The sequence below is a fragment of the Aquimarina sp. AU474 genome (assembly GCF_900312815.1).
Lineage (GTDB): Bacteria > Bacteroidota > Bacteroidia > Flavobacteriales > Flavobacteriaceae > Aquimarina.
The window spans coordinates 238,925-264,476 of record NZ_OMPE01000008.1 but is presented as its reverse complement, the minus strand read 5'-3'; the positions used below and the strand labels follow the sequence as shown (position 1 = coordinate 264,476).

General features: G+C 31.5%; 20 protein-coding genes and 1 other RNA gene. 12 read left to right on the top strand and 9 right to left on the bottom strand.

Annotated elements, in window-relative coordinates:
• Positions 1-24: 24 nt before the first annotated feature.
• The gene (locus DK508_RS10975) at positions 25-855 is read right to left on the bottom strand and encodes a tol-pal system YbgF family protein (RefSeq protein WP_109300808.1); all 831 of its coding nucleotides are present in this window, start codon (positions 853-855) and stop codon (positions 25-27) included.
• Between the two features lie 8 nt (positions 856-863).
• Positions 864-1,427: an RNA polymerase sigma factor gene (locus tag DK508_RS10970; protein ID WP_109300807.1), complete on the bottom strand. Its 564-nt coding sequence runs from the start codon at positions 1,425-1,427 to the stop codon at positions 864-866.
• A gap of 260 nt (positions 1,428-1,687) precedes the next feature.
• Between DK508_RS10970 and DK508_RS10965 the strand changes: the two genes are divergently transcribed.
• Together DK508_RS10965 and DK508_RS10960 are read left to right on the top strand one after the other, a co-directional pair.
• Positions 1,688-2,944: a S8 family serine peptidase gene (locus DK508_RS10965; RefSeq protein ID WP_109300806.1), complete on the top strand. Its 1,257-nt coding sequence runs from the start codon at positions 1,688-1,690 to the stop codon at positions 2,942-2,944.
• A gap of 182 nt (positions 2,945-3,126) precedes the next feature.
• On the top strand, positions 3,127-5,865 hold the full coding sequence (locus DK508_RS10960; protein ID WP_160114652.1) for a CHAT domain-containing protein: 2,739 nt from the start codon (positions 3,127-3,129) through the stop codon (positions 5,863-5,865).
• Positions 5,866-5,884: 19 nt separating this feature from the next.
• Here DK508_RS10960 and DK508_RS10955 read toward each other — a convergent pair whose 3' ends face one another.
• Positions 5,885-6,721, bottom strand: a complete 837-nt coding sequence (locus tag DK508_RS10955) for a hypothetical protein (RefSeq protein ID WP_109300804.1) — start codon at positions 6,719-6,721, stop codon at positions 5,885-5,887.
• Between the two features lie 256 nt (positions 6,722-6,977).
• Between DK508_RS10955 and DK508_RS10950 the strand changes: the two genes are divergently transcribed.
• The 3 genes from DK508_RS10950 (at position 6,978) to DK508_RS10940 (ending at position 10,875) form a co-directional block, all read left to right on the top strand.
• The gene (locus tag DK508_RS10950) at positions 6,978-8,267 is read left to right on the top strand and encodes a hypothetical protein (RefSeq protein ID WP_109300803.1); all 1,290 of its coding nucleotides are present in this window, start codon (positions 6,978-6,980) and stop codon (positions 8,265-8,267) included.
• A 128-nt stretch (positions 8,268-8,395) separates the two neighbouring features.
• A complete protein-coding gene (locus DK508_RS10945; RefSeq protein WP_109300802.1) occupies positions 8,396-10,159 on the top strand; it encodes a T9SS type A sorting domain-containing protein in 1,764 nt (587 codons plus the stop codon).
• Between the two features lie 131 nt (positions 10,160-10,290).
• Positions 10,291-10,875 (top strand): tRNA-(ms[2]io[6]A)-hydroxylase, encoded by a 585-nt coding sequence (locus tag DK508_RS10940; RefSeq protein ID WP_109300801.1) that lies wholly within the window; start codon positions 10,291-10,293, stop codon positions 10,873-10,875.
• 60 nt (positions 10,876-10,935) lie between these two features.
• Here DK508_RS10940 and DK508_RS10935 read toward each other — a convergent pair whose 3' ends face one another.
• Together DK508_RS10935 and DK508_RS10930 are read right to left on the bottom strand one after the other, a co-directional pair.
• A complete protein-coding gene (locus tag DK508_RS10935) occupies positions 10,936-13,857 on the bottom strand; it encodes an FAD-binding and (Fe-S)-binding domain-containing protein (protein WP_109300800.1) in 2,922 nt (973 codons plus the stop codon).
• A complete protein-coding gene (locus DK508_RS10930) occupies positions 13,847-14,332 on the bottom strand; it encodes an Lrp/AsnC family transcriptional regulator (RefSeq protein ID WP_109300799.1) in 486 nt (161 codons plus the stop codon). The genes DK508_RS10935 and DK508_RS10930 overlap by 11 nt, the downstream gene beginning before the upstream one ends.
• A 162-nt stretch (positions 14,333-14,494) precedes the next feature.
• Between DK508_RS10930 and DK508_RS10925 the strand changes: the two genes are divergently transcribed.
• The gene (locus DK508_RS10925) at positions 14,495-15,310 is read left to right on the top strand and encodes a DUF1338 domain-containing protein (protein ID WP_109300798.1); all 816 of its coding nucleotides are present in this window, start codon (positions 14,495-14,497) and stop codon (positions 15,308-15,310) included.
• A 74-nt stretch (positions 15,311-15,384) separates the two neighbouring features.
• Entirely contained in the window at positions 15,385-15,873 is a 489-nt protein-coding gene (locus DK508_RS10920) for a hypothetical protein (RefSeq protein ID WP_109300797.1), read from the top strand.
• Between the two features lie 29 nt (positions 15,874-15,902).
• Here the strand turns inward: DK508_RS10920 and bshA are convergent, their stop codons facing one another.
• A complete protein-coding gene (gene bshA / locus DK508_RS10915) occupies positions 15,903-17,030 on the bottom strand; it encodes an N-acetyl-alpha-D-glucosaminyl L-malate synthase BshA (protein ID WP_109301320.1) in 1,128 nt (375 codons plus the stop codon).
• A gap of 68 nt (positions 17,031-17,098) precedes the next feature.
• An RNA gene (gene rnpB / locus DK508_RS10910) (RNase P RNA component class A) lies at positions 17,099-17,403 on the bottom strand.
• A gap of 127 nt (positions 17,404-17,530) precedes the next feature.
• On the opposite strand from rnpB, the gene DK508_RS10905 reads away from it, so the two are divergent.
• The 5 genes from DK508_RS10905 (at position 17,531) to DK508_RS10885 (ending at position 23,679) form a co-directional block, all read left to right on the top strand.
• Positions 17,531-19,351: a DNA polymerase III subunit gamma/tau gene (locus DK508_RS10905; protein WP_109300796.1), complete on the top strand. Its 1,821-nt coding sequence runs from the start codon at positions 17,531-17,533 to the stop codon at positions 19,349-19,351.
• 201 nt (positions 19,352-19,552) lie between these two features.
• Positions 19,553-21,808: an aminotransferase class III-fold pyridoxal phosphate-dependent enzyme gene (locus DK508_RS10900; protein WP_109300795.1), complete on the top strand. Its 2,256-nt coding sequence runs from the start codon at positions 19,553-19,555 to the stop codon at positions 21,806-21,808.
• Between the two features lie 124 nt (positions 21,809-21,932).
• Positions 21,933-22,148, top strand: coding sequence for a hypothetical protein (locus DK508_RS10895; RefSeq protein WP_109300794.1), 216 nt, complete (start codon positions 21,933-21,935; stop codon positions 22,146-22,148).
• Between the two features lie 12 nt (positions 22,149-22,160).
• The gene (locus DK508_RS10890) at positions 22,161-22,850 is read left to right on the top strand and encodes a hypothetical protein (RefSeq protein ID WP_160114651.1); all 690 of its coding nucleotides are present in this window, start codon (positions 22,161-22,163) and stop codon (positions 22,848-22,850) included.
• Between the two features lie 247 nt (positions 22,851-23,097).
• Positions 23,098-23,679, top strand: a complete 582-nt coding sequence (locus DK508_RS10885) for a tRNA-(ms[2]io[6]A)-hydroxylase (RefSeq protein ID WP_109300792.1) — start codon at positions 23,098-23,100, stop codon at positions 23,677-23,679.
• A 206-nt stretch (positions 23,680-23,885) separates the two neighbouring features.
• Here the strand turns inward: DK508_RS10885 and DK508_RS10880 are convergent, their stop codons facing one another.
• Both DK508_RS10880 and DK508_RS10875 read right to left on the bottom strand, forming a co-directional pair.
• On the bottom strand, positions 23,886-24,632 hold the full coding sequence (locus DK508_RS10880; RefSeq protein WP_109300791.1) for a DUF6733 family protein: 747 nt from the start codon (positions 24,630-24,632) through the stop codon (positions 23,886-23,888).
• Positions 24,633-24,679: 47 nt separating this feature from the next.
• On the bottom strand, positions 24,680-25,471 hold the full coding sequence (locus DK508_RS10875; RefSeq protein ID WP_109301319.1) for an enoyl-CoA hydratase: 792 nt from the start codon (positions 25,469-25,471) through the stop codon (positions 24,680-24,682).
• Between the last annotated feature and the right edge of the window lie 81 nt (positions 25,472-25,552).

Here is a 25,552-nt window from a genome sequence, read left to right as displayed (position 1 = left end):
ACTAGATTGTATATCAATAAAAATTTAATCCAATTTTTCTAACAATAATTTTGCTTTATTTAAATTAAAATTCTTTTCATCTTTTAGGATTAGTGATAATTGCTCTTTGGTTCGTTCCTTATCTCCTTTTTTCATATAAACCAATGCTTTATACCAATAACCCTTAGATCGATCCAATGCATTACTCTTAAGTAAAATATCAAATGTTTTCAAAGCACTTTCATAATCTTCTAATTCTAAATAACACACTCCTGTATATACTAGAATATAAGGTACCAAACCATTAATCTTGTTTTCTGGTTGATTCTTTAACTCAGTATCAAAAATAGAAATAGCTTCATTATATCTTTTTTCATAAAAAAGTTGTTCTGCTTTGGCTAAATAACTCTCAGGATCTCCTTGAACTGTTAACGAGGGTAATTCCCTCCAATCATTATAATCTGAATACAATGAATTGACTGACGAATTAGCAGTATTAAAATAATAAGTTAATAATAAGACACATAACACAGCAGCTATAATACCCAAGTAGTTTCTCCATTTTTTATTCTTTTCACTATCTATGTTTTTAAAATACTGGTTGCTTACTTCTTGGATGTTTACTTCAATACCGGTATACAATTCTCCTTTTCTTAAGTTTTTAATTTCAAGTATTTCATCACCGTTCTTCATATCCTCCCTTGTACTCCATGCTTCTTTTCCAAAAGTAGATTTTAAAGAACGATGAAGGTCAACTTCTGCTCTCAATTCAGAATCAGTTTTAATCCTTAATTCAAATAGTTCTTTATCGACCTGATTCATTATTCCTGATAAATAAGCATTTATTTGATCGTATGTACTATCCTCAAACTTCATTCTTATAACTAGTATTGGTTAAATCGGCTATCCGATTTTATCATTTCAATTAACTTTTTTTTACACTTAAATATTCGTTGTCGAGCAGTATTAACAGTAGCATAAGCAAGTTCTTTTACTATTTCATCATAGGACATTTCATTAAAAAATAAAGACAATATTTCCTTACAATTCTCTGAAAGCATACCGAATTTTTCTCTATACAAATCTAATTGTTCCTGTTCAATCATAAACAAAGCAAAATTAGTTTCTTTATCTACTAGTGCTATTACATCCTCTTTTATTACCCGTTTTTTTAGTTTTTCTAATTCTTTTTTCCACATGTTTTTACAAATAGTATATAAATATGCCTCAAAACAATCAACTTTCAAGTTTCGTTCCTTCACGCCAATAACAATACACAGTAATGCTTCTTGAAAAATATCTTTAGCTTGACTATGAGTTCCTTTGTTTTGTAAAATATAGACTAGTGCTTTTGGGAAAAAACGCTCATAAATTTCCAAAATGACAAGGTCATCACCTTGGACTAATGCATTTATAAACTTACCTTTAGGTATACTATTCTTACTCATAAAATCAACCTGTTTCAAGTTTTTCTGTAGAAAAATTTAATCTAAGCATAATACAATATAACCTTAAGTGTTTTTTTATAAATAAATTTGTGTGTTGGAAAACATTACAAATATTATCTTGAAATCTGAAAAGCCCATATTATAAGTTTAAAACAGAAACTACACACCAAAATCATGCTGCTCTATTTTATAAAAAATGGGTAATAAAATAATGTTTTATACACTATAGGATAAAAATAATATTTAAAAACACAAATGAAATGAAAAGCATGAAATTTTCATACCACATACTAATAATATGTTTTTTTATCCTTGGATGTACGAATGAAGATATCCATGATGAACAATTAGTGCCAGATGTATATAATAAAATCACTCCAAATACAAGTAATCCAAAAAATCTAATAAATTATGCTAGAAAATCTAGCAAAGAGTTAATTATAGAATATCAAACGGGAATTAGCGAAAACTTAAAAGATAGTTTAAGAAAAAAATATCATGTTATTCGATATGAAAAATGTGATTGCACAACCGACAGGATTGAAAAATGGGAGTTTGGTCGAGGCATTAATATCGAAGGAGAAAAGGAAGACATTTCTGAAGAGGGAGGTGTGGAAGGAACGGATTATGAATTCACATTCTATAATGATGATGCAATTAATGGAAATGGAGGGTCTCAAGGTCAAAACAATAATTTAATCTCTTCTTATATCAAATCTCAAAATACAGGAGTAACAATAGCCATTATTGATACAGGAATAGATTTTAATAAATTCTCTTTGAATCACCCATTTTTATATAACCCCGAATCTAATGATGTACTATGCGAAATTGGTAAAGAAATAGAATTATCTGGATGGGATTTTATCAACCATGACGCTAATGTTTATGATGATAATGGTCATGGTACATTGGTTACACTTCGTGTTATTAATAAATTACGAGAAGAAAATGTAACCGATTACCAAATACTATCAATTAAAGCTTTTAATCACTTAGGCAAAACAACCAATTTTACTCTACAGTGTAGTTATTTGAAAACAATAAAATCTCCAATTTCTATTATTAACATGAGTTTTGGTTGGTATGGTACCTCTGGGAATTTGCTTAGAAAATTTATCAGTGAAAACCCTGATATTTTGCATATAACCTCTTCTGGAAATAATGAATATAATAACGATAACACAATCCACTATCCTTCTTCATATACATTAGATAATATAGTAGCAATTGGAAGTATTAATTATACTCAAAACGCTATCGCTTCTTTTTCTAATTATGGTCCATTTAGTGTAGATTTTTTATCTTTTGGTGATTTGATATCCATACATGATAATAATTACAATTATTATGAAGTATCTGGAACTTCTTATGCAGCTCCATTAGTAACTGCAAAATCCGCTAAATACTATACGAATGGTTATACTACTTCTGCCACTATGCTAAATCAATTGGAAACTAATGGTACAAATTTGAGTTTTGTTTCTGAAATAAAATACAATCTTCTTATAGAATGATATATCAATTTCACAAGATATCTTGAAATTTGAATAAATACTCATTATTGCTTTGTTTTTTTAAAACAAAAAAGATAGTTATTTTAGACAATATGTAACTAACTAATATGTGGAACCCCTTTAATCAGTCAAACTATTATGTGACTTTTAGTTATTGTCTTTTTTTCCTTTTTTTCAACTTTTTGAATGCTCAAGATCTTTCAAAAACCTTAGAAATTGAATACAACAATTTAGAGAATCTCGACTATAATTACTCTACCAGAGTAAAAAAAATTAATGAATACATAGATACTAAAAGGCCTTATATCGAAGAGATTCAATTAAGTTTCATTTACAATTATTTTAGCAAATTTAACTATCGCAATAAAGACTATGAAAATGCAATACTAAATGGAAAAAAAGCACTCAACATTCAGAAAAAATTCATCGACTCTATCCCATCTATCGTAAATAAAAGTTATAACAATCTTGCCTATATGTATAAAAACTCTGGAAATGAGGTAAGTGCTATAAAAACTTTTAAAACCTTAATTAAACAATCTCATAAAGATACTTATGTGATTAAAGCTTATAGCTTAGGATTATCCAATTTATACTTAAAGCGAGGAGATTATTATAAGGCAATAGATTACCTAAAAGAAGGTGAAAACACTATTATAAAAGCAAAAAAACCTACATTATCAAAAGAATTATATCGTATATATTTAGGCTTTTCCATGGCCTATTATAAAACAGGAAAAGTTTCTAATTACACCAAAACTATACAATACTTAGAAAAAACAGAGGAGGTTATTTCACATTTATCTACCATAGATCAAAAAAAAAGGCGAATTGAAATATATAATGGATATGGAAATACCTATGATGAATTAGGTCAGTTTAATAAAGCTATATCTTACTATAATAAAGCATTGACTTTAAGTTTAAATTTAGAAAAAATAAACAAAAGTCACGTTTCGCAGATATATAACAATTTGGGATATATACATTCTAGAATTAAAAAACATGATATTGCTTACAAATATTATCAGGAAGCATTACGATATGATAAGTATAGAACATCCGTTTATGATAATCTTGGTGATTACTATGTTTTTAAAAAAGATTTTAATGAAGCATTAATACATTATCAAAAAGCCATAAATCATACTATTAAGAACGGTGAGAATTACGATTATCAAGAACTACCTTCTTTAGATATATTAGCACAATCCTCTAATAAAATTGGTTTAGAAAATTACCTAAAAGACAAAGCTAATGCATGGTACAAATTCTATTTAAAAACAAAAAACGTAGGTTATCTTAGACACGCTCTATCAACAGTTATGTTGGCCGATAAAGTCATTGACATTATACGATCCGAAAGTAGTGAACAACAATCAAAATATTTTTGGAGAAAAAAAGGAGTGGATCTATATATGTTAGCAACTTCTATTTGCCACAAATTAAACAACTCTAAACAAGCTTTTTACTTTATGGAAAAAAGTAAAGCTTTGTCTCTATTGGAAAACCTAACTCATGAAGAAGCAAAAAACAGAGCTATTCTTCCTGAATACATAAAAGATAGAGAATATAATCTCAAACAAAGAACTTATAAAACGATTAAACAGCTTAAACTGGATACAACCTATACAGAACAACAAAGGCAATCGCTTATATTTAAACAAAAAAAAGAGTATGAGAATTTTATAAATTCTCTAGAAAATGAATACCCTGGTTATTATACTTATAAAAAAGAAATAGGTATTTCTTTGTTTGATGAAGTATTTTCAGAACACCTCTCCTCCTCTAATAATATTGTGCAGTACATTTTAAATGAAAATGAAGGATATGGCCTGTTTATTACTAATAAAGAAACTCATTTCTTTAAAATTCCTGATGTTAACATTTTAAATCGAGAAATCTTAGAAATTAATAAATTGGTATCCAAACCATTTGCTACCCAGCTGCAATTAGATGTTTTTACTAAAAAATCCTTTTCGGCCTTTAACAAGTTGTTTCCCTTTAAAAATGCTACTAAATTATTATCCAATAAAACAACACTAATAATCCCAGATTATATATTACAAAGTTTTCCTTTTGAAACTTTAATTACCGAAACATATACTGATAAAAACTCACCTTCGTATTTAATATATTCTGCAGAGATAAGCTATGCTTATTCAATATCCTTATTAAAAAAAATTGAGCAAAAAAATCGAAATCCTAAATCAAATCTAATTGGATTTGCTCCAATTCATTTTAAAAATCAAAAGTTAGCTAGTCTGAACCGGAGTACATATAAAATGAAAAAAATTGAGCAACAATTTTCTGGTAAAATTTTATATCAAGATCAAGCCATAAAATCTAACTTTATTACTCTTGCCAATGATTACAACATAATTCATTTATCTACGCATGCCAGTGCAATTGGTAATCAAGAACCTTGGATATCTTTTTATGATGAAAAAATAACGTTGAACGAATTATACTTTATAAAAAACCAAGCTGACTTGGTTATTCTGGATGCTTGTAAAACTAATATTGGAGAGTTACAGCCTGGAGAAGGCATCATGAGTTTATCTCGTGGTTTTTTTCATTCGGGGTCCCGCAGTATAATCTCTTCCTTATGGAGTACAAACGAAAAATCAAATTCTAAAATTATTTTAAATTTTTATGCCAACTTAAAAAAAGGAAAATCAAAATCAACTGCTTTAAGACAGGCAAAACTTTTATACCTAAAAGAACATCAATTATCGGAGAACTCACCATATTTTTGGGCTCCATTAATTTTGACTGGAAGTACAAAAAATACTTTATCAAATGAACACAACTACCTACTGTATATTTGTTTACTTTTAATACTAATTGGTAGTATCTGGTTAATCTATTTTAGAAAAAATAAAAATAATCAATCAAAAAAACAACGCTCATTTGATTGATTATTTAAGAAGAGTTGTATTAGTTCGTTTGTCGAGTGAAGTTTACCCAATAATTTAAAGAACTCCTCGCAATAGAAAGTGCAATAAACAACGATTCCTTTTCTTTTTCTTGTAGTTCTTTAGAATCCATAATATTCTTAGAGTAAAAAGATAAAAGTAAAGAAACATCAGTATCCGAATTACATAATAAAAGCCCTTCTTGCAAATGAGTAAAAACTATTGCCACATTTTGAGAAATTAACTCCTGTTTTTTATACTCCTCAACCAAATAATCTAATTCAAAACCTGAATTTAAATAATTAGTACTTATATCCAAGATTTTTGATTTCATCTGTACAACTTCATCTGAATTGAAAACAGACAATACTTCTTCTCCATAAATTGATAGGATATATTGGTCTATCTGAATATTATGATGATAAACATTTCTTAATATATCATTATGTCGTTCACCCAAATCCCATTTTGCATAATGATCAGGTAATTTATACTTTATATCAAAAGAACCAATACCAGAACCATTAAATGATGTTGATACCGCATCTGAAGCAGCTCCTGCGGCAGCAGATACAACGCCTGCAGTAATAAACTCACCTTCTCCATCCGTAATCCAATCCATTACCAAAAACGATCCAACACCGGCAGCTACATCAGCCAAAGCAACTTTGACAGCTTGCCAAAATTTCCCCCCTTTTTTTTGTACAACTTCTTTTTTTAGCTTGTTATTATAATTCTTGAAAATTTCCTCTACTCCTAATTGTTTATTTGCTTCTTTTTTAAGTTCGTAATCATTTGTACAAGATAAAAAACCAATTAATACGAAAACTAATACTGTTAAGTGCTTTAAAGATTTCATTGTGTGCGTGTATTAAAATAAACCTACTCTATTAAAGGCTTTTCGGTATCCGCCTATAAAGCTATTTTACACTTAAGTGCTCTAGAAACAATTTCATTACCCGTTTTTTCAAAAAAAAGATTTATCCCTAAATATTAATATGAGGAAATAGGTTTTATGGGTAATGAATTTGAACAATCTACACTGTACTAAGATCGATCACATAAAACCTAGAAAAGTTCTAGGAATAATTTATCACTCTTTTAAAACTTATAGTATGAAAACAAATCTAATTCACAACCTTTTAAAACAAAAAGGTATTTCCTCTGGACGTTCAAATATTATTTTATTAATGCTACTAGTAATAGTATCGTTCAGTTGTGAAAAAGAAGAAATAATCAAAAATTTAGAAACAGAAGCTAGCCTAACAAATGTTAAGAATTATATCCTAGATAGTATTCCTATTATAAATAATGAACAGGACATCCATAGACTCATAAAAAACACAGAGGATAAGGATGAAGAAAAACTAAACCAATATTTATATGAAATTGGGCTTGCCACCAGGGAATTAATCAAAGACGATAATTTTAATAAAATCATCATTAATATGGCTCGTGAATCTAAAAGTCAGACTGCGTATTTACTAGATTTAAAAATAAAAGCTCCTAGATATTTTAAGAAAATAAACAATAAGCTTAAAACACAAGGATTATCGCTGCAAAAAATAGCCGATGATATGACTCATAAACCAATTTCTTCAAATTCAGAATACCCTGAAACAGCGGAAATTGAAAAGTATATTCCAGCTATTTTTATTCCTAATCTAGATCTAATTGATGGTAATAAACAACCTATACTATCTCCAAATATCGAAACTGACAGTTCTAATAATGAGAAAATAGAAGATTTTATAGTGTCCTGGTATTTTACTAGTAGTGGAGAATTAAGGGAAATCATCTTAGGAGAAGAAACTTCTTTAAAAACATCTAATCCCTTATTTTTAATTGATCACGCCATGATGTTTCATGATAATGATGCAACTATAGTTCTAGAAAATGACAATTCAATAAAAGGATCACTTGCAAAAACCATAATCAGGTATGATTCTCGTAACATAAAAATAAAAAACGGCTATCGATATGAAAGCGGTTGGGGTAACAAATCAGAATATGCAATTATTGGGTATCGTATACAAAACTTTCCTACCTATGATCTTGCATCAGGATACACAAAGGATTTAGCCAAAATTAAACCTAATCAGATAGGAACAACTTTAGACAAACCATCATTACATGCAGATGTATGGTTACCGCTAGCTACAAATAAATTTTATTGGAATACCTATGAACGAGATTGGAATAGATCTGAGAAACCACTAGGATATATCACTAGTCCAATTAACAATTATGTTTTTAACTCAAAAAGAAGATATTATAACGATTGGTATGCATGGATCCCCAGTACAGTAAATATTCACAACACTCCTTTTGAGTGGTTTGGTTGGGAAACTTGTGTGAATTTCACAAGTTGGAAAGCAGAATATCAAGTATGTAAAGTCGAATAAAAGCACAAAAATTATATATGCTCTAAACCTATTCGATTCATCTCTGATAATACAAAACTATTTTAATCAATAGGTATAGAGTTATATGCGTAAACTAAAAATTAATACAATTACAAAATATATAACTCATGAAAAAAGCATTTACAATTCTTGTTTTTTTGATAATTCCAATACTAAGTATTGGTCAAAATCTAGTAATTAATCCAGATTTTGAAGATGGAACGGTACCCACTGATCGGGGTCAAATAAACTATGCAACAGGATGGAGTCATCAATGTACAGATCCTTTAATTTTCACATTTGGAGGAAGTGGTGTGGATTTATTAGACAGATCCTCAAGCAATTCTAATATACAGGTGCCTAATAACATATATACTACACCTGCTGGTTTAGAAGAAAGAACTGGAGATAATCGTTATGCCCATTTATGGCAAACACAAAATGGTGGTTCTACAGGAAACACATTAATAGGAGAACGGTTAAAAGGTTCGTTAATAGGCTCATTAACTGAAGGAACTTATGATTTATGCTTCTGGGGAGCCCGTGCAAGTTCTGGAGTAATCTCTATTAGTGATCCTTACCAGATCATTGAAGTTTATCTAGTTAACGATAATGATTGTTCTGATAATGGGAAATGGATATTAACAACACCAACAATGACTTTTGATGGAAGTGGTAACTCTGTATGGAATCAATATTGTGCAAATTTCACAATCAATGCCGCAGAAGCAACTTTAGGATATAATAAAATTCTTTTTAAAATTAAAGACCCAGGAACAGTAGCTATGGTGCATAGTCAATCCATCTATATCGATGAAGTTGAATTAACCAAAGAATGTGTAGATATTACCATCAAAATACCTAAAAAAATCGCTGTTTGTGATTCTAATTTTGAAGAAATTTGTGCTCCATTACCAATTTCAGGAAGTGCATATTCTTATGAATGGTGGGGGCCTGCACCTGGTTTACCTATGAGCATTTTATTAGCAACGACTCCTTGTTTTACACCTTCAAATTATGGATCGTATCTTTTAAAAATTACTGATGAAAACGGATGTGTCACAGTATATACATTTAGCATTATTGAGGATCATGGGCCAACAATATCTATACCAGATGTATATTATTGTGACGAATTTCCTTCTCGATTAATTGGATTCGATTCTGATCCAATAGGGCCAACGTTATATAGATATTCATATAATTGGACTTATAATGGAGTGCCTATAAGTGGACATTCAGGGGATTATCAGATCCCTCCAATGGGAGATGGAGAATATTGTGTAACCATTAACTGGCCGTCAAATACCGGATGGTGTTCTTCTTCTACTTGCTTTACCGTTAAGGAATGTTGTAAACCAGATCCATCTTTTAACGTATTTTTTAGTGCTTCTTCAACTCCAAATAACTTAATAATTAGTAACATTCCGACTAACGCTGATGATTATGAAGAAGAAACATTTTACGTATTTAAAAAATGTGCTGGAGATACTAGTTGGTCTTTATTAAATTCTTTTACAAGAATTGGAGCAGCAATGTATACTCCAATATCGTTAACCGTAGATCACACTTGTGAATATAAAATTCAGCATGTGATAAATCAAACTTGTTTACAAAAAGTGTTTGTTTCAACAATTTACCTTAATGAAACAAAAAACATTACTGTTTCACCCAATCCATTTGGAGATCGTTTCAAAATTGCTATAAAAGATTTTAATAAATTTAAAGACATAGAACTACGAATAATAAATCAACAAGGCAGAGAAGTTTATTCCCGTGGTATAAAAGAAAATAATCATTTTGTAGACGGCATCGATTGGCCCGTTGGTTTATATTTTTGCTATATCACTATCGATGGTAAAACTGAGATAAAAAAAGTGATAAAAAATTAAAATCATAATTCAATAAACACAATTTCTAAAATATTGATGAGATGTAACGTTGATCGTTACATCTCATCTTTTATTTGATATTACTACTATGTAATATGTATCTTTGGTGTCAAGATCTAAACTCAAAGAATATGCTTGGTTTAAAATTAGCTACTGATCCACGTTGGGCAACTATTGCAGAATCAAATATTGAAGAAATTTTAACTGATCATGCTTGGTGCGAACAAAAAGCCGCGACAAATGCTATTACGATCATTACCTTAAATTCTGAACATGAGGATTTGGTTACTGAATTAATACTACTAGCACAAGAAGAATTAGAGCATTTCCAAATGGTTCATGAGATCATAAAGAAACGTGGATATAAATTAGGGCGTGAACGTAAGGATAGTTACGTAAATAAACTATTTAAACATAAAGTTAAACAAGGTGGTAGTAGAACACAAGGTTTGGTAAGTAGATTGTTGTTTTCTGCTATGATTGAAGCCCGCAGTTGTGAACGCTTTAAATTACTTTCGGAAAAAATAACAGATCCTGAATTATCCAAATTCTATCACGATCTTATGATTAGTGAAGCAGGACATTATACTACATTTATCCGTTTTGCCCGTAAATACGGAAAAGATATCGATGTTGATAAACAATGGAAAGATTTATTACAATTTGAAGGAGAACTTATTCAAAACTACGGCACTTCTGAAACTATACATGGATGATCTATTAATCCATTTCTTATCTCTATTTTTATATGAAAAGCCTAATTTTTTAAATCTCACTTACAATAAAGCGTTTCTCATTATACTAACAGGATGCAGTGCTTGTCGAGTTGTTCCGTCCATAATTTGATGTCTACAACTTGTTCCTACTGCTGCAATTATCGTATCTACCGAAGTTTTTCTTACAGTTGGAAACAATATCTGTTCTCCTACCTGCATACTAATTTCATAATGTTCTTTTTCATACCCAAAAGATCCTGCCATACCACAACAACCAGAAGGAATTATAGTAACTTTAAAGTTTTTAGGTAAATTTAATAACTTAAATGTATTATGAATATTAGACAGTGCTTTTTGATGACAATGCCCATGTAATTTTATGGTCTTAGTTTCATTCGAAAAATGATCAGAAGTAACATTTCCTATTTCTATTTCTCTAGCCAAGAATTCATCAATCAAAAACGTGTTTTCTGAAAGAGACACTGCCTTTTCCTTATTTTCACCCAATCGTAAATACTCATCTCTAAAAGTAAGTATTGCTGAAGGTTCTAAACCAATTATAGGGGTTTCTGAAGAAACCAAATCACAGAAAATATTAATATTTTCATTTGCTAATATTTTTGCTTGTTCTAGCAAACCCTTAGAAATAAAAGTACGACCGCTTTCTTTGTGATTTACAATTCTTATTTCATAATTTAATTCTGTCAGTAATGTAATAGCATCTACTCCTATTTCCGAATCTAAATGATTTGTAAATTCATCAACAAAGAAATATATTGTTTTAATAGGATTGCTAGGTTGTAATTTCTCCAGATTATTTTTGCACCAACTTCTTAATGATTCTTTGCTTAAAAGAGGTAAACTACGTTGCTTTGCAATTCCTAAAGCAGATTTCATAACCCCCGATGTGAAATTATTTTTAAAAATGAAATTAGTTAACCCTGGAACTATTCTTCCTAATTCGTTTAATCTATTGTTATTTGCAAACAGTTTCGTTCTTAAGGAAATACCATTTTTTTGTTGATATTGGTATTCAAATTCCGCCTTTAAAGTTGCCACATCAACATTAGACGGGCATTCGCTAGAACACCCTTTGCAACTTAGACACAAATCAAAAACTTCTTTAAGTTCTTTATTATCAAATTTATTTGCCTTTTCTGTATTGGTTAAAAACTCTCTTAAAGCATTGGCTCTCCCTCTCGTTGTATCCTTTTCATTTTTTGTTGCTCGATAACTAGGACACATAGTTCCTCCTGCCTCTACAGATTTACGACAATCTCCACTCCCATTGCATTTTTCGGCAGCCCGCAAAATTCCCATCGAATCAGAAAAATCAAAAATCGTTTCTATCTTGGGCTCGGTACGATCTATTTCATACCGCAACTTTTTATCCATTGGGTACGCATCAACTATTTTACCAGGGTTAAAGATATTATCTGGATCAAAAACTTTCTTGATGTGCTCTATGATTTTATAATTTTCCTTTCCTATCATAAAAGGGATATAGCCAGCTCTTACAATACCATCCCCATGCTCCCCACTCATAGAGCCCTTATATTTTTTAACTAATGATGCTACATCATCGGTAATTTTTTTAAAAAGCACGACATCCTCACTTTTCTTAAGATCCAAGATGGGTCTTAAATGTAGTTCACCCGCTCCAGCATGCGCATAATACACTGCCTGTTGATCATATTTTTTCATTATCGCAGTAAATTCCGAAATATAATTTGCTAAATCAGGTATGGCAACAGCCGTATCTTCAATACAGGCCACCGCTTTCTTATCACCAACAATATTTCCTAACAAACCTAATCCTGCTTTGCGTAACTCTAATGCTTGATCAATTTCTTTTCCTTTCAAGATAGGATTTGCATAACTCAATTTAGATATATTAAGAGTATGTAAGACATCATTTTTCTGATTTTCTAAATCCGTAGAACTATTACTTCTTAATTCTAATAAAAGAATAGCTTCTGGATCATCTACGATAAAAAAACGATTTTTTAACTGCTCAATATTGTTTTTGGTACAATCTAAAATGGTTTTATCCATCATCTCGCAAGTGAACAAAGAATGTTCCATTATAGGAACAATTGCATTCATACAATCATCAATACTATGAAAGTGAGCCGCGATTATCAAAGATTCTCTTGGTGGTAATTCATCTAATTGCAAAGTGATTCGAGTTGTAAATGCTAATGTTCCTTCGCTCCCAGATAGAAGTTTACACATATTAAAACGAGTATCATCATCAGTAAAAACATCTGAAGAAATTAATTCATCAATAGCATAACCAGTATTTCTTCTATGAATATCAGGTTTTGGGAATTGGGCTTTGATTTGTTCTTGAACTGATCCTGGTAAAAGAGAAGAATAAATCTCATTATAAACCTTCCCTTCTAAGGTGTTCAATTTTCGTTTCTCATGAAATAACGATGAGGGAATTTCAGAAAATCCAGCTTCACTTCCATCAGATAGTAGTGTTTGTAGTGCGACCACTTTATCCCTAGTTACTCCATATTGAATTGAAGTCGTTCCGCTACTATTATTACCAACCATGCCTCCTATCATACAACGATTAGAAGTAGAAGTGTTTGGCCCAAAAAATAAACCATATGGTTTCAAAAACCGATTTAAGTCATCGCGAATTACTCCAGGCTCTACGGTAACTGTTTTTTGTTGCTCGTCTAAAGAAATTATATTCGTAAAGTACTTTGAAACGTCTACCACGATCCCCTCTCCAACACATTGTCCTGCCAAGGATGTCCCAGCGGTTCGTGGTATAATTCCGATTTTATATTCTGATGCAAACTCTATAACCTTTTTCAAATCAGAAATGGATTTTGGAAAGACAACTGCCTCAGGTATTCGTCTATAAACTGATGCATCGGTAGCATACAATGTTTTGGTAAGTTGATCATAATGTAACTCACCTTCAATTTGATTACCTAATGAATTTAATACCTTTCTATTGATCATATTTATCCTTTTTAACCAAAGAATCCAAAGATACGGGTCTTTTAAAATTAGTATCAAAACAAATAAAACTATCTGTTCCTGCCACTCCCTCTATATGATGTACATCTTCATATAAAATCCTTCTCAAATGTTGATTATCATATGCAAAAATAAGAATGAAAATCGCATAATTACCCGATACGTAATTACATTCAAGGATTTCAGGTATTTTTTTTAACCCTTCAACCACTGATTCTGCATATCTTGCTTCTCTTAATCGAATACCGACATAAGATTTTGTTCTATATCCTATCTTTTTTTCATCGATAACAAATTCTGCTTTTCGAATTACTCCTTGTTCTTTAAGTTTTCGAATTCGTTGATGTACAAGAGAGTTAGAAATTTTTAAATCTTCGGCAATCTGAGAAAAAGGCTTTCTTGCATCTTCTCGGATATGCAATAAAATTTGCTGATCTACATAATCAAAATGATGCATAGTTTTTAAAAATTAAAATAATTAACTGTCAAATAGACTAATCAAAAAACAATTAAAATTAAATTGACACAAAATACAACATTAGACAACTAATAAATTAAATTAATACGCTAATTATAATCAAAACTAATAATTTTGTAGAAAAACAAAAACATTATTAGAATGAATTCTACTTATTTTTTTGAAGAGTTATGGAAACAGTATTCTGCAAAAACTCCTTCTGCACAAAAAGTAAAATCTTTATTTGAGGCTGAAGGAAATCATATTTTTAATGATCATATTGCAATACGCACATTTAATGATCCTCGAATAGATATTGATGTGATAGCTAAACCATTTCTTAAAATGGGATATGAACCAAAAGGCGAATATCATTTTAAAGCTAAAAAATTATTTGCCAAACATTTTGAACATAAAAATGACTCTGATGCGCCCAAAATCTTTATCAGCCAACTGTTATTAGAAGAATTCTCTATAGATCTTCAACAAAGTATTCATACTATTTTAAGTGAAGTAGATCAACCTATATTTCAATTAGATGATCTAATTCTCAAAGGTAGAATTTGGTCTACTCCATCATTTAAAACGTATCAATTACTGTTAGAAGAATCAGAATATGCTGCATGGATGTATGTAAATGGATTCTGTTCTAATCATTTTACTGTAGATGTAAACAAATTAGAATCTTTTAAAAATTTACATGAAGTAAATGAATTTCTTAAATCAAATGGTTTTGAAATTAATTCTTCGGGAGGTGAAATAAAAGGAACTAAAGAGTTATTATTAGAACAATCAAGCATTTTGGCCGATACTACAGAGATGATTTTTGAAGAAGGAACAGAAAAAATCACAACATGCTATTACGAATTTTCTTACAGGTACCAAACAGAAGATAATCACTTGTTTACTGGTTTTATAGCTAACTCTGCCGATAAAATTTTTGAAAGCACCGATGTGAAATTGCAAAAAACTATGTAAAAAACATATTTAGTTACATTAAATATAAATTTGTAACGTTATATTTGAGACAATAAATCTAAAACCTATTTACTATGACGAAACGTATTTTATTCATTGTAGCTTTTCTTTTAGCTTCAATAAGTACTATTCAATCACAAGAAATTTCTAAAAACGCTATCGGGGTTAGATTCGGAGATAATGATGGATTTGGAGCTGAAGTTTCTTATCAAAGAGCCCTAAATAATGGTAACCGATTAGAATTTGATCTTGGTTGGAGAGATTTTGATGCTGGTAATGCCATTAAATTAACGGGACTCTACCAATGGGTCTTTAACCTTGATAAAGGGTTTAATTGGTATGTAGGACCTGGTGGAGGAATCGGTATTGTTGATTTTGACAACGATCTTCCCGGAGGTGATAGCAGTGATAGCTATTTTTTCATTGCAGGTGATGTTGGGATCGAGTATAATTTTGACATCCCAATTCTTATCTCTTTGGATATCAGACCCGAAATTGGTTTTGGGGATTTTAATGACGACCTAGACCTAGATATTGGTCTTGGTGTAAGATACCAATTCTAATAACAAAATTACAGAAGAACTAATCGTTCCTAAGATATTGCAAGTGCGCCCTCGTATAAAGCAATATACTTAGGAACGATTTCGTTTACATCAAATCGTTCGGCTTCTTTAAATGCATTTTCTTTAAACATTTCTAACCTACTAGGATCTTCAAGAATCTTAATTGCATTTTCTGACATGCTTTTTACATCACCTACTTTACTTAAATATCCAGAAACTCCGTGTTGATTTACTTCTGGAATCCCACCTGCGTCACTAGAAATAACTGGTACTCTGTTAACCATAGCTTCTAATGCTGCTAAACCAAAACTTTCTCGTTCTGAAGGGAGCAAAAACAAATCCGAAAAACATAATATTTTGTCTATTTCATTACTGTTACCAAAGAAAATCACTTTCTCTTTAATACCCAACTCTTTACATTTCTCTTCTGCTGGTTTACGTTCTGGTCCTTCACCAACCATCAATAATTTAGCAGGCATCTTTTTCTGAATATTATAAAATATATCAATAATATCTGTGATTCGTTTTACTGGTCTAAAATTACTAATATGCGTAATAATTCGTTCTTCTGGTAATGCCATAAGCTCTCTTTGACAATCTGTAAAACTAGTCTTTCGGTGACCTACGTCTATAAAATTAGGTACTACTTTAATTTCTTTTTTGATATCAAATAATCGTAATGTATCATCTTTTAAGCTTTGAGAAACAGAAGTTACAATATCACTATTGTTAATACTAAAGGTAACTGCTGGTTTGTAAAAAGGGTGATTTCCTACCAATGTAATATCGGTACCATGCAATGTTGTAACCATAGGGACAAAAATACCTTCTTCTTCTAACATCTTTTTTGCCATATACCCTGCATAAGCATGTGGTATTGCATAATGCACATGAAGTACATCGATTTCATATTTCTTGATCGTATCTACTAATTTACTTGATAATGCCAATTCATAAGGCTGGTAATGAAAAAGAGGATATTCTGGAACATGAACTTCGTGAAAATGAAGGTTCGGATTTAATAAATCTAAACGTACAGGTTGTTTATAGGTTATAAAATGTACCTCATGATTAAGTTTAGCTAGGGCACTTCCTAATTCTGTGGCCACTACTCCACTACCTCCAAATGTTGGATAACAAACAATAGCAATTTTCATTTGAGACAATTTTTCTTGCGGTACAAGGTACAAGAAAATTAGTATTGCATATTGTTAAAGTAGTTTTAAAAAAAAGCAGATCATAAGCCGGATTCTGTGTCCTGAGTTATCAAGATCCTTATCATTTATCTAGCCCCAACATTGCTATTGGGATCAAACCGCCTACCCTCCAACATTGGGCGCGCAACCCTTAAAAGCTGGTTTACATGGCGTTGCACCGTATAGAGTTTACCTGGTTTCACTACAGCATTACCTGTACATTCTTTCTGCTGCACTTGTCCTCGTCTCTCGACGGACGGGCGTTACCCGCTATACTGCGCTTTGGTGTCCGGACTTTCCTCGACCGTAAAGTCGCGATAAGGTGATCTGCTTCGTGCAAAAGTATTATAATTATGAGTTCTTAATTTAGATTTCTTAATTATTTTTTTTCTGTTAATAACTAAAAATAAAAACCACAGACCAACATATGATATTTGTATGCAATTTTTAACTTTGTATTAATGGAGCATTTCATAGTATCAGCACGTAAATATAGACCTCAAACATTCAAAGATGTTGTGGGACAACAAGCTATTACCAATACGCTGCTTAATGCTATCGATAATAATCATTTAGCTCAAGCTTTATTATTTACGGGACCTCGTGGTGTAGGAAAAACATCGTGTGCAAGAATATTGGCAAAGACAATTAATCAAGATGGTAATGAGCATCCTGATGAAGATTTTGCTTTTAATATTTTTGAACTCGATGCGGCTTCTAATAATTCTGTAGATGATATACGTAGCCTTATTGATCAGGTTCGTATACCACCACAGGTAGGTAAATACAAAGTGTATATTATAGATGAGGTACATATGCTATCACAAGCTGCTTTTAATGCCTTTTTAAAAACATTAGAAGAACCTCCTAAGCATGCTATTTTTATCCTGGCTACTACAGAAAAGCACAAAATCATACCTACCATCCTATCCAGATGTCAAATATTTGATTTTAAAAGGATTACTGTGACCGATGCTAAGAATCATTTAATGCAAGTGGCCGCTCAAGAAGGTATTACGGCAGATGAGGATGCTTTACAAATTATTGCTCAAAAGGCAGATGGAGCAATGCGCGATGCGCTCTCTATTTTTGATCGTGTTGTGAGTTTTAGTGGTCAAAATCTTACGCGACAAGCAGTAACCGAAAACCTAAATGTATTAGATTACGAAACATACTTTAAAGTAACTGATCTTATACTACAAAACAATATCCCACAATTACTCATAGAATTTAATGAAATTCTTGCACAAGGATTTGATGGGCATCATTTTATAGCTGGTCTAGCATCACACTTTAGAGATTTATTAGTTTGTAAAAACCAAGCTACTATTAGTCTTTTAGAAGTTGGAGAACAAACAAAGGCCAAATATTTAGAACAATCGCAAAAAGCACCTCATGATTTTCTCATAAAAGGCATCTCTCTAGCAAACGATTGTGATTTAAAATATAAAACCAGTCGCAATCAAAGACTGCTTGTAGAATTAAGTTTAATGCAATTAGCCTCTATCCTATCACCGGATGGAGAAAAAAAAAATGACAAACCCTATATAATTCCACCTTCTTATTTTAAAGAAAAAGGAATAACTGCTGTAAAAGTTTCTAAAGAGGTAAAAGAAAATGCCATTGCAAAGGCAGAAACAGAGACTGCTACAACACATATTGAAGTCAACGACCCACCCGAAACTACACCACCTCCTAATACACATCAAAACCCTGTTGTCGAGGAAAAAGTTATTTCTAAAAAACCTCTTGTTGATCATTCTGAAGCTAATAATGAATCACCCGTGGTTACAGAAAAAAAGTCGATTGCAATCACTACGCAACGAAAGACTTCTGGATTATCTCTTAGTAGTATTAGAAAAAAGAAAGAGCATCTTGAAAAGAAAGTAGATAATATTGTAGATCCTAAGAACCTCCCAACCGAAAAGTTTACAGAGAACGAAATGCAAGAGGCCTGGACAGAATATGGAAAAATACAAGATAAAAAAGGAGAACGTATCATTGGTTCTATGTTTGCCATGAATATTCCCGTTCTTAAAGATGAAAAAATTCATCTAGAATTGCCTAATCAATCTATGAAAGTTGATCTAGAAAATGCGCTTCCGGGTTTGTTTCAATTCTTGTATAAGGAATTAAACAATTATAGTGTTGAACTCATAATAAATGTCAATGAGGAAGCTTCAAAAAAGTACGCCTTTACACCACAAGACAAGTACGAGAAATTACGCGAAAAAAACCCATTAATTGACAAGTTGCGTTCTAGTTTTGATTTAGATATATAATTTTCATTTATATCCCTGAGATAATGATATATTTCAAAAAATAAAGTTGACTATTAAAAGGAGGACCTATACCTTTTATTCAACAAATTTTATGTATCACATCCAATTAAAAGTCAAATTCATTATAAATCTTTCATTGCTTTAAAACCAACATAGTAGTTCACAAAATGAGTATATTTAAAGCTTAAATACTGCTTTATTATGAACAAGCTGATACAGAACCTTTTTGGATTAGTTGATTTTGAAATTAAGAAACTTGTAGGGTACGATAACATTAATTATCTGATAAAATCAGAAAACAATAAATGCATTTTTAAAACATATCCATATACTCAAGAATTGCTCGATCTTCTTAAAGCAGAAACTGAAATTCTCTTTGCTATCAATAAAAATGATCCTAGCAAGTTTCCTATTCCCATAGAATTCATAGATGAGTTGACTATTAAGATCAATACAAGGGATCATAAAAAATCTATATATAGAGCTTTATCTTTTCTTGACGGTACGTTTATCGGGAATGTCGAATCTACAAAAGAACTGTTTCAATCTCTTGGAGTTTTTCTTGCACAAATGGATATATATCTTGAAAAGATTACAAATTATACAATACAGTCAAGGTGTTGGGAATGGGATATTCAATACTTGCTCTTAAATAAAAAATATATTAATGATATCGTTAATGTCAAAGATAGAAATACGGTACTTTATTTTTTTCAACAATTTGAGGAAAATGTGACACCTGTTCTTCATAAGTTAAGAAAACAAATTATTCATAATGATGCCAACGAATGGAATATACTCGTTAAAAACAATACAGTTTCTGGTATTATTGATTTTGGAGATTTGGCTTATTCTCCTCTTGTTAATGAACTAGCCGTAGCCATTACTTATGGTTGCTACGATAAAGAAAAACCGTTACTATGGGCGTGTTACATTATTGAAGCATATCATGGAGTACTACCTTTAGAAGAAATTGAAATTCAAACCCTATATTACCTCATTGCTGCAAGGCTATGTATAAGTGTTTGTAATTCTGCTCATTCTAAAAAAATAAATCCAGATAATGCGTATGCTTCGATTAGTGAAAAAAATGCATGGAACATGTTACATATTTGGTTAACAATTAACCCAATAGAAGCCGAGAATAAATTTAGATCTGCAATTGATCTACCTTTAAAACAATCACAAAAGGTAAATAAAATCATAGAAAAAAGGTATCGATATACAAGTCCTATTCTATCTCTTAGCTACCAAGAACCCATTTATATGGATCGTTCTGCGTTTCAATATATGTACGACAGTTACGGTAACACTTTTTTAGATGCTTACAATAATATTCCTCATGTTGGTCATTCGCACCCTAAAGTCGTAGACGCGGGGCAACGCCAAATTGCAAAACTCAACACCAATACTAGATATATTTATGACCTATTAACGGATTATTCTGAGAAATTACTTTCAAAATTCCCGAATTCACTAAACAAGGTATATTTTGTAAATTCTGGAAGTGCTGCAACTGATTTGGCAATTCGAATGGCAAAGGCACATACCAAACTTAAAAAAGTAATGGTCGTCGAGCATGGGTATCATGGTAATACGCAAGCTGCAATCGACATTAGTGACTATAAGTTTAATAATCCAAAAGGTGAAGGTCAAAAAAACCATGTTTTAAAGACTGTTATTCCGGATACTTACAAAGGGAAATATACTACACAAGATGCTGGATCAAAATATGCAAATGATGCCATCGAATTAATAAAAGACTCAACAGATCCAATAGCCTTATTTATTGCAGAACCTATTGTTGGTTGTGGTGGACAAGTACCCTTAGCCAAAGGATACTTAAAAGAAATTTACCCTGCAATAAGAAACCAGGGAGGAGTATGCATAAGTGATGAAGTGCAAACAGGTTTTGGTCGTTTAGGAGATCATTATTGGGGTTATGAAGCACAAGAAGTAATTCCAGACATTGTTATTGTTGGAAAACCAATGGCCAACGGACACCCTATGGGTGCTGTTATATGTACAGATGAAATAGCAGAATCTTTTGGTAAAGGAGTTGAGTTTTTTAGCTCATTTGGCGGCAATCCAGTTTCTTGTGCTATAGCTTTATCGGTTATAGAAACAATTGATCATGAAAAATTACAACAAAACGCAAAGATCGTTGGAGACTATTATAAATCTCTATTCATTAAACTTCAAGAAAAACACGTATGTATTGGGGATGTTAGAGGGTCGGGGTTGTTTCTAGGAATTGAAATCATAAAGGAAAACACCCACGAACCTAATACAGCCTTAGCACAAAATATCAAAAACAAACTAAGACATAACCATATCCTTATTAGCACCGACGGCCCATATAACAATGTTCTCAAAACCAAACCTCCATTATGTTTTACAAAAGAGAACGCAAAAATGGTTGTAGATACTATTGATTACATTCTGGAATTACCTTAGAACATTCACTTCCTTATTCCTTGAAAATTAGATCAATACCAAAAATTAAACTAGATTTAAAACGTGATTATGAACAAAAATATAACTATATTCAGGGTATAAACTAACCTAAATATAGTATGACATGAAAAAAACATTTTTAACAATATTCTCTTTGGGATTTTTTTTGATAGCATGTGTTGACAAAAAAGCGGAAGAAGAGAAAAAGAAAGTTGAAGAAGCTGCCAAATTAAATGAACAGATCGAAACCGTTGATCAAGAAATCGACAAGGATTTTGATTCTTTGGAAAAAGAAGCGAAAGAAATTGATAACGCCTTAAATGAATTAGACAACCTATAAAAAGATACATCTATGAAACTTTCAAAATATTTACTAGTAGTATTAATGATTATTGGGTCTGTCGGAATTACAAATGCCCAGAAATCTGAAGAAGTTGTAAAAGAACGAAAAGAAAAAGTGAAGCAGAAGAAGGAGGAGATGAAGGCGAAACGAGAAAAAGTGAAGGAGAAGAAGGAAGAAATGAAAGCCAAAAAAGGTGAGATTAAAGAAGCTAAAAAAGAACTTAAAGAAGGTAAAAAGGCAATATTGGGTGAGCATCATGAAAAAATGAAAGGAATGACCGCCGAAGAAAAGAAAAACTACCTAGAAGCCAACCCAGAACTAAAAGAAAAACTACGTGCGTACAAAGATGCTACAAAGGAAGAAAGGAAAAAGTTAAAAGTTAAAAGAGTTGAATTTAAAAATGAAAAAGCAAATGTTGTTCAAGGTAGAATTGAAAACAAAAAAGAAAAATTAGCTTTTTTAGAAAAACGCAATAGTAAAGGAACTGATAAAATTCAGAAAACTAAGGATCGTTTACTAGCTCAAAAAGAAGCTGGCGAAATTACAGACGAAGAATACAATGAAAAAATGACCAAAGTAAGCGAAATAGAAGAAAAGCTTAAAAAGCATCAAGACAGGGTTACCAAAGTTAGATCTGGCATCAAAAAAGGTGAAGAAAAACTTATAAAACTTAACTCTAAAAAAGAAGAGGATAATTAAAATATCTTGTAAATGATTTTTAAAACCTAAGGTTCTTAAGGGCTTTAGGTTTTAATTTATTTAATCTCAATCAATAGTTAAACCTTTGACACTTCACTTTCTACATCCAAATAATAATAAGAAAAGTAAGTTTCTTTATTGAAATCATAAAAACATTAAGATGATGTTTATAATATAAATATCTTTGTATTCTAAATATTGATCACCCATTACGTAGAGGTGAATTAATAATCATAAAACATTTAGGATGCTTGGTTTAAAACTCCCTACAGACCCACGATGGGTTAATATAGTTGAAAAGAACATTGAAGAAATACTTACCGATCACGCCTATTGTGAGCAAAAAGCAACATCTACAGCGATATCGCTTATTGTAAGTTTTCCTGAGTATACCGAGCTCGTTCAAGAAATGACTAAACTTGTAAAAGAAGAAATTAGTCATTTTAAAATGGTACATGACAAAATATTAGAACGAGGTTGGATTTTGGGTAGAGATAGAAAAGATGAATACGTAATCCAGTTAATAACTTTTTTCCCTAAAGGAGGCAGTAGAACAACTCAGTTAGTTCACCGCTTATTATACGCTGCACTAATTGAAGCCAGGAGTTGTGAGAGGTTTAAATTATTGTCTGAAGAACTTGAAGATAAAGAATTATCCAAATTTTATAAAGACCTCATGGTTAGCGAAGCAAACCATTACACCATGTTTCTTGGTTTTGCAAGACAATATGGAGATCGAGAAGAAGTTGATAAAAAATGGCAGGATTTACTCACCTATGAAGCCAAAATCATGAAGAACTTAAGTAAAAAAGAAAGTATACACGGTTAGTTAGTATATACATATAAAAAATTAGAATAAGGCTATCGATGATAGCCTTATTCATTACTTCACATGCAGATAAAAAATATAAACCTGAACAGTGAAAACGGATCTTTAACCCCATAACTACTAATTCATTGATCATAGATTAACACTTAAATTTGTTTTTTATCTCCTGTGGTTATCCGTGAAGTATTTTCTAATTGCTCTACACTTTAGAATGGAATAAATGCCGATACTTTATAAAACTCATCAGAAGCCCCTACATCGGTAACTAAGTTGGCTCCTGCAGAGAATCTAAAAGCGATTCCACTATCCATTTTTAGTTTTATGGATCCGCCTAGAAATCTATATACTTGTATATTTTTTTCTGGTATCGTATCGTCTTCAAGCCCCATAAAAGCAAGCTCCTCAAAAAAACCTCCTAAAACCACCCTGTCACTAACATTAATGCCTGGTGCAGCCCAAAAAAGAAAAAGGTCTCTAGTAGATATATCTTCTCGGTTTCGTAACGATTTGTAATACGCTATATATGCTTCAAAATCAAAAATAGAATCGTGGTATGCCATAAAAGTATTTGGTATAATGGCTTCTCCTACCAAGGTTCCTCCTACGGTAGAAAAGAACTTTCCATGAGCAAAACCAACCCCTGGATTTAAATACAAACTTCCTTTCATAAGTTTAAACCCTAAGCCTACACCGGTTTCAAGCAATTGATCACTACCCGATTCTAAGTTTCCGAATGCCGTATTGGTCCAAAACATACTGTAAAAAGTGATATCAAAATTCTTATTGGTTTCAAAACTTCCAACAAATAAAGGAGAGAAACCCGCGACGCTATTTTGTATGATTTTAACTGCAAAATGTGTTTTGTTTTTTTCTTGTTTTTGCTCTTGATCTTGAGCATTAGATACATTGTAATATAAGCATAAACAAATGCATAATATGATGACTTTTTTCATGATATTTATTTTGTGAATAGAGTTTGTATTAACTCTATTTTGAATTTTTAAAATGATGTTGAAACTTCTTTTTCGTTTGGAATATGAAAATCAGGAGCTCGCTTTTCTGTAAAAGCACTCATACCTTCTTTTTGATGTTCTGTAGCAAAAAGTGAATGGAAAGCTCTTCTTTCGTATAGAACCCCCTCTCGAAGACTCAACTCTAACGCACGATCTATAGTTTCTTTTGCGACCATAGAAGTCGTTTTACTGTACGATGATATCGTTTTGGCTATATCGAGAACTTCATTTACCAATCGATCATCAGGGAAAACTTTAGCTACCAATCCTGATTGCTCAGCTTCGATCGCTCCCATTAATCTACCAGTAAGAATCAAATCCATAGCTTTATATTTACCTACGGCTTTGGTGAGTCGTTGTGTACCTCCTATACCAGGGATCACCCCTAATTTTATTTCGGGCTGACCAAACTTTGCAGTATCAGATGCGTAAATAATATCGCACATCATGGCGAGCTCACATCCTCCTCCAAGAGCATAGCCTGCAACAGCTGCAATTTTAGGAGTACGTATATTTGCAAAGGCTTCCCACCTTGAAAAATAATCTTCGTTGTACATATCCAAGAAAGATTTACCAGACATTTCTATAATGTCTGCTCCTGCAGCAAAAGCCTTTTTTGATCCGGTAATTACAAAACAACCTATATCTTGCCTTTTATCTAGTTCTTGCATACTAGAAATAAGCTCTTCCATTACATCCGAATTCAAAGCATTTAACGCTCTAGGACGATCTAATGTGATGAGAACTACCCGTTTTCTGTGTTCAATTTTTATATTCATAAATTTATTTTTAGACATAGCTTTGACAGTACAATCCGTGTAAAACATTGATTATTTTATCAAAAACTAAAGTTTATACTT

Excerpts from the sequence above, each read along its gene's own strand:
- DK508_RS10890 (WP_160114651.1), top strand. The coding sequence starts at position 22,161 with ATGAAACTTTCAAAATATTTACTAGTAGTATTAATGATTATTGGGTCT.
- DK508_RS10900 (WP_109300795.1), top strand. The coding sequence starts at position 19,553 with ATGAACAAGCTGATACAGAACCTTTTTGGATTAGTTGATTTTGAAATT.
- DK508_RS10925 (WP_109300798.1), top strand. The coding sequence starts at position 14,495 with ATGAATTCTACTTATTTTTTTGAAGAGTTATGGAAACAGTATTCTGCA.
- DK508_RS10975 (WP_109300808.1), bottom strand. The coding sequence starts at position 855 with ATGAAGTTTGAGGATAGTACATACGATCAAATAAATGCTTATTTATCA.
- DK508_RS10905 (WP_109300796.1), top strand. The coding sequence starts at position 17,531 with ATGGAGCATTTCATAGTATCAGCACGTAAATATAGACCTCAAACATTC.
- DK508_RS10965 (WP_109300806.1), top strand. The coding sequence starts at position 1,688 with ATGAAAAGCATGAAATTTTCATACCACATACTAATAATATGTTTTTTT.
- DK508_RS10945 (WP_109300802.1), top strand. The coding sequence starts at position 8,396 with ATGAAAAAAGCATTTACAATTCTTGTTTTTTTGATAATTCCAATACTA.
- DK508_RS10955 (WP_109300804.1), bottom strand. The coding sequence starts at position 6,721 with ATGAAATCTTTAAAGCACTTAACAGTATTAGTTTTCGTATTAATTGGT.
- DK508_RS10875 (WP_109301319.1), bottom strand. The coding sequence starts at position 25,471 with ATGAATATAAAAATTGAACACAGAAAACGGGTAGTTCTCATCACATTA.
- DK508_RS10895 (WP_109300794.1), top strand. The coding sequence starts at position 21,933 with ATGAAAAAAACATTTTTAACAATATTCTCTTTGGGATTTTTTTTGATA.
- DK508_RS10880 (WP_109300791.1), bottom strand. The coding sequence starts at position 24,632 with ATGAAAAAAGTCATCATATTATGCATTTGTTTATGCTTATATTACAAT.
- DK508_RS10940 (WP_109300801.1), top strand. The coding sequence starts at position 10,291 with ATGCTTGGTTTAAAATTAGCTACTGATCCACGTTGGGCAACTATTGCA.
- bshA (WP_109301320.1), bottom strand. The coding sequence starts at position 17,030 with ATGAAAATTGCTATTGTTTGTTATCCAACATTTGGAGGTAGTGGAGTA.
- DK508_RS10935 (WP_109300800.1), bottom strand. The coding sequence starts at position 13,857 with ATGATCAATAGAAAGGTATTAAATTCATTAGGTAATCAAATTGAAGGT.
- DK508_RS10950 (WP_109300803.1), top strand. The coding sequence starts at position 6,978 with ATGAAAACAAATCTAATTCACAACCTTTTAAAACAAAAAGGTATTTCC.
- DK508_RS10885 (WP_109300792.1), top strand. The coding sequence starts at position 23,098 with ATGCTTGGTTTAAAACTCCCTACAGACCCACGATGGGTTAATATAGTT.
- DK508_RS10930 (WP_109300799.1), bottom strand. The coding sequence starts at position 14,332 with ATGCATCATTTTGATTATGTAGATCAGCAAATTTTATTGCATATCCGA.
- DK508_RS10920 (WP_109300797.1), top strand. The coding sequence starts at position 15,385 with ATGACGAAACGTATTTTATTCATTGTAGCTTTTCTTTTAGCTTCAATA.
- DK508_RS10970 (WP_109300807.1), bottom strand. The coding sequence starts at position 1,427 with ATGAGTAAGAATAGTATACCTAAAGGTAAGTTTATAAATGCATTAGTC.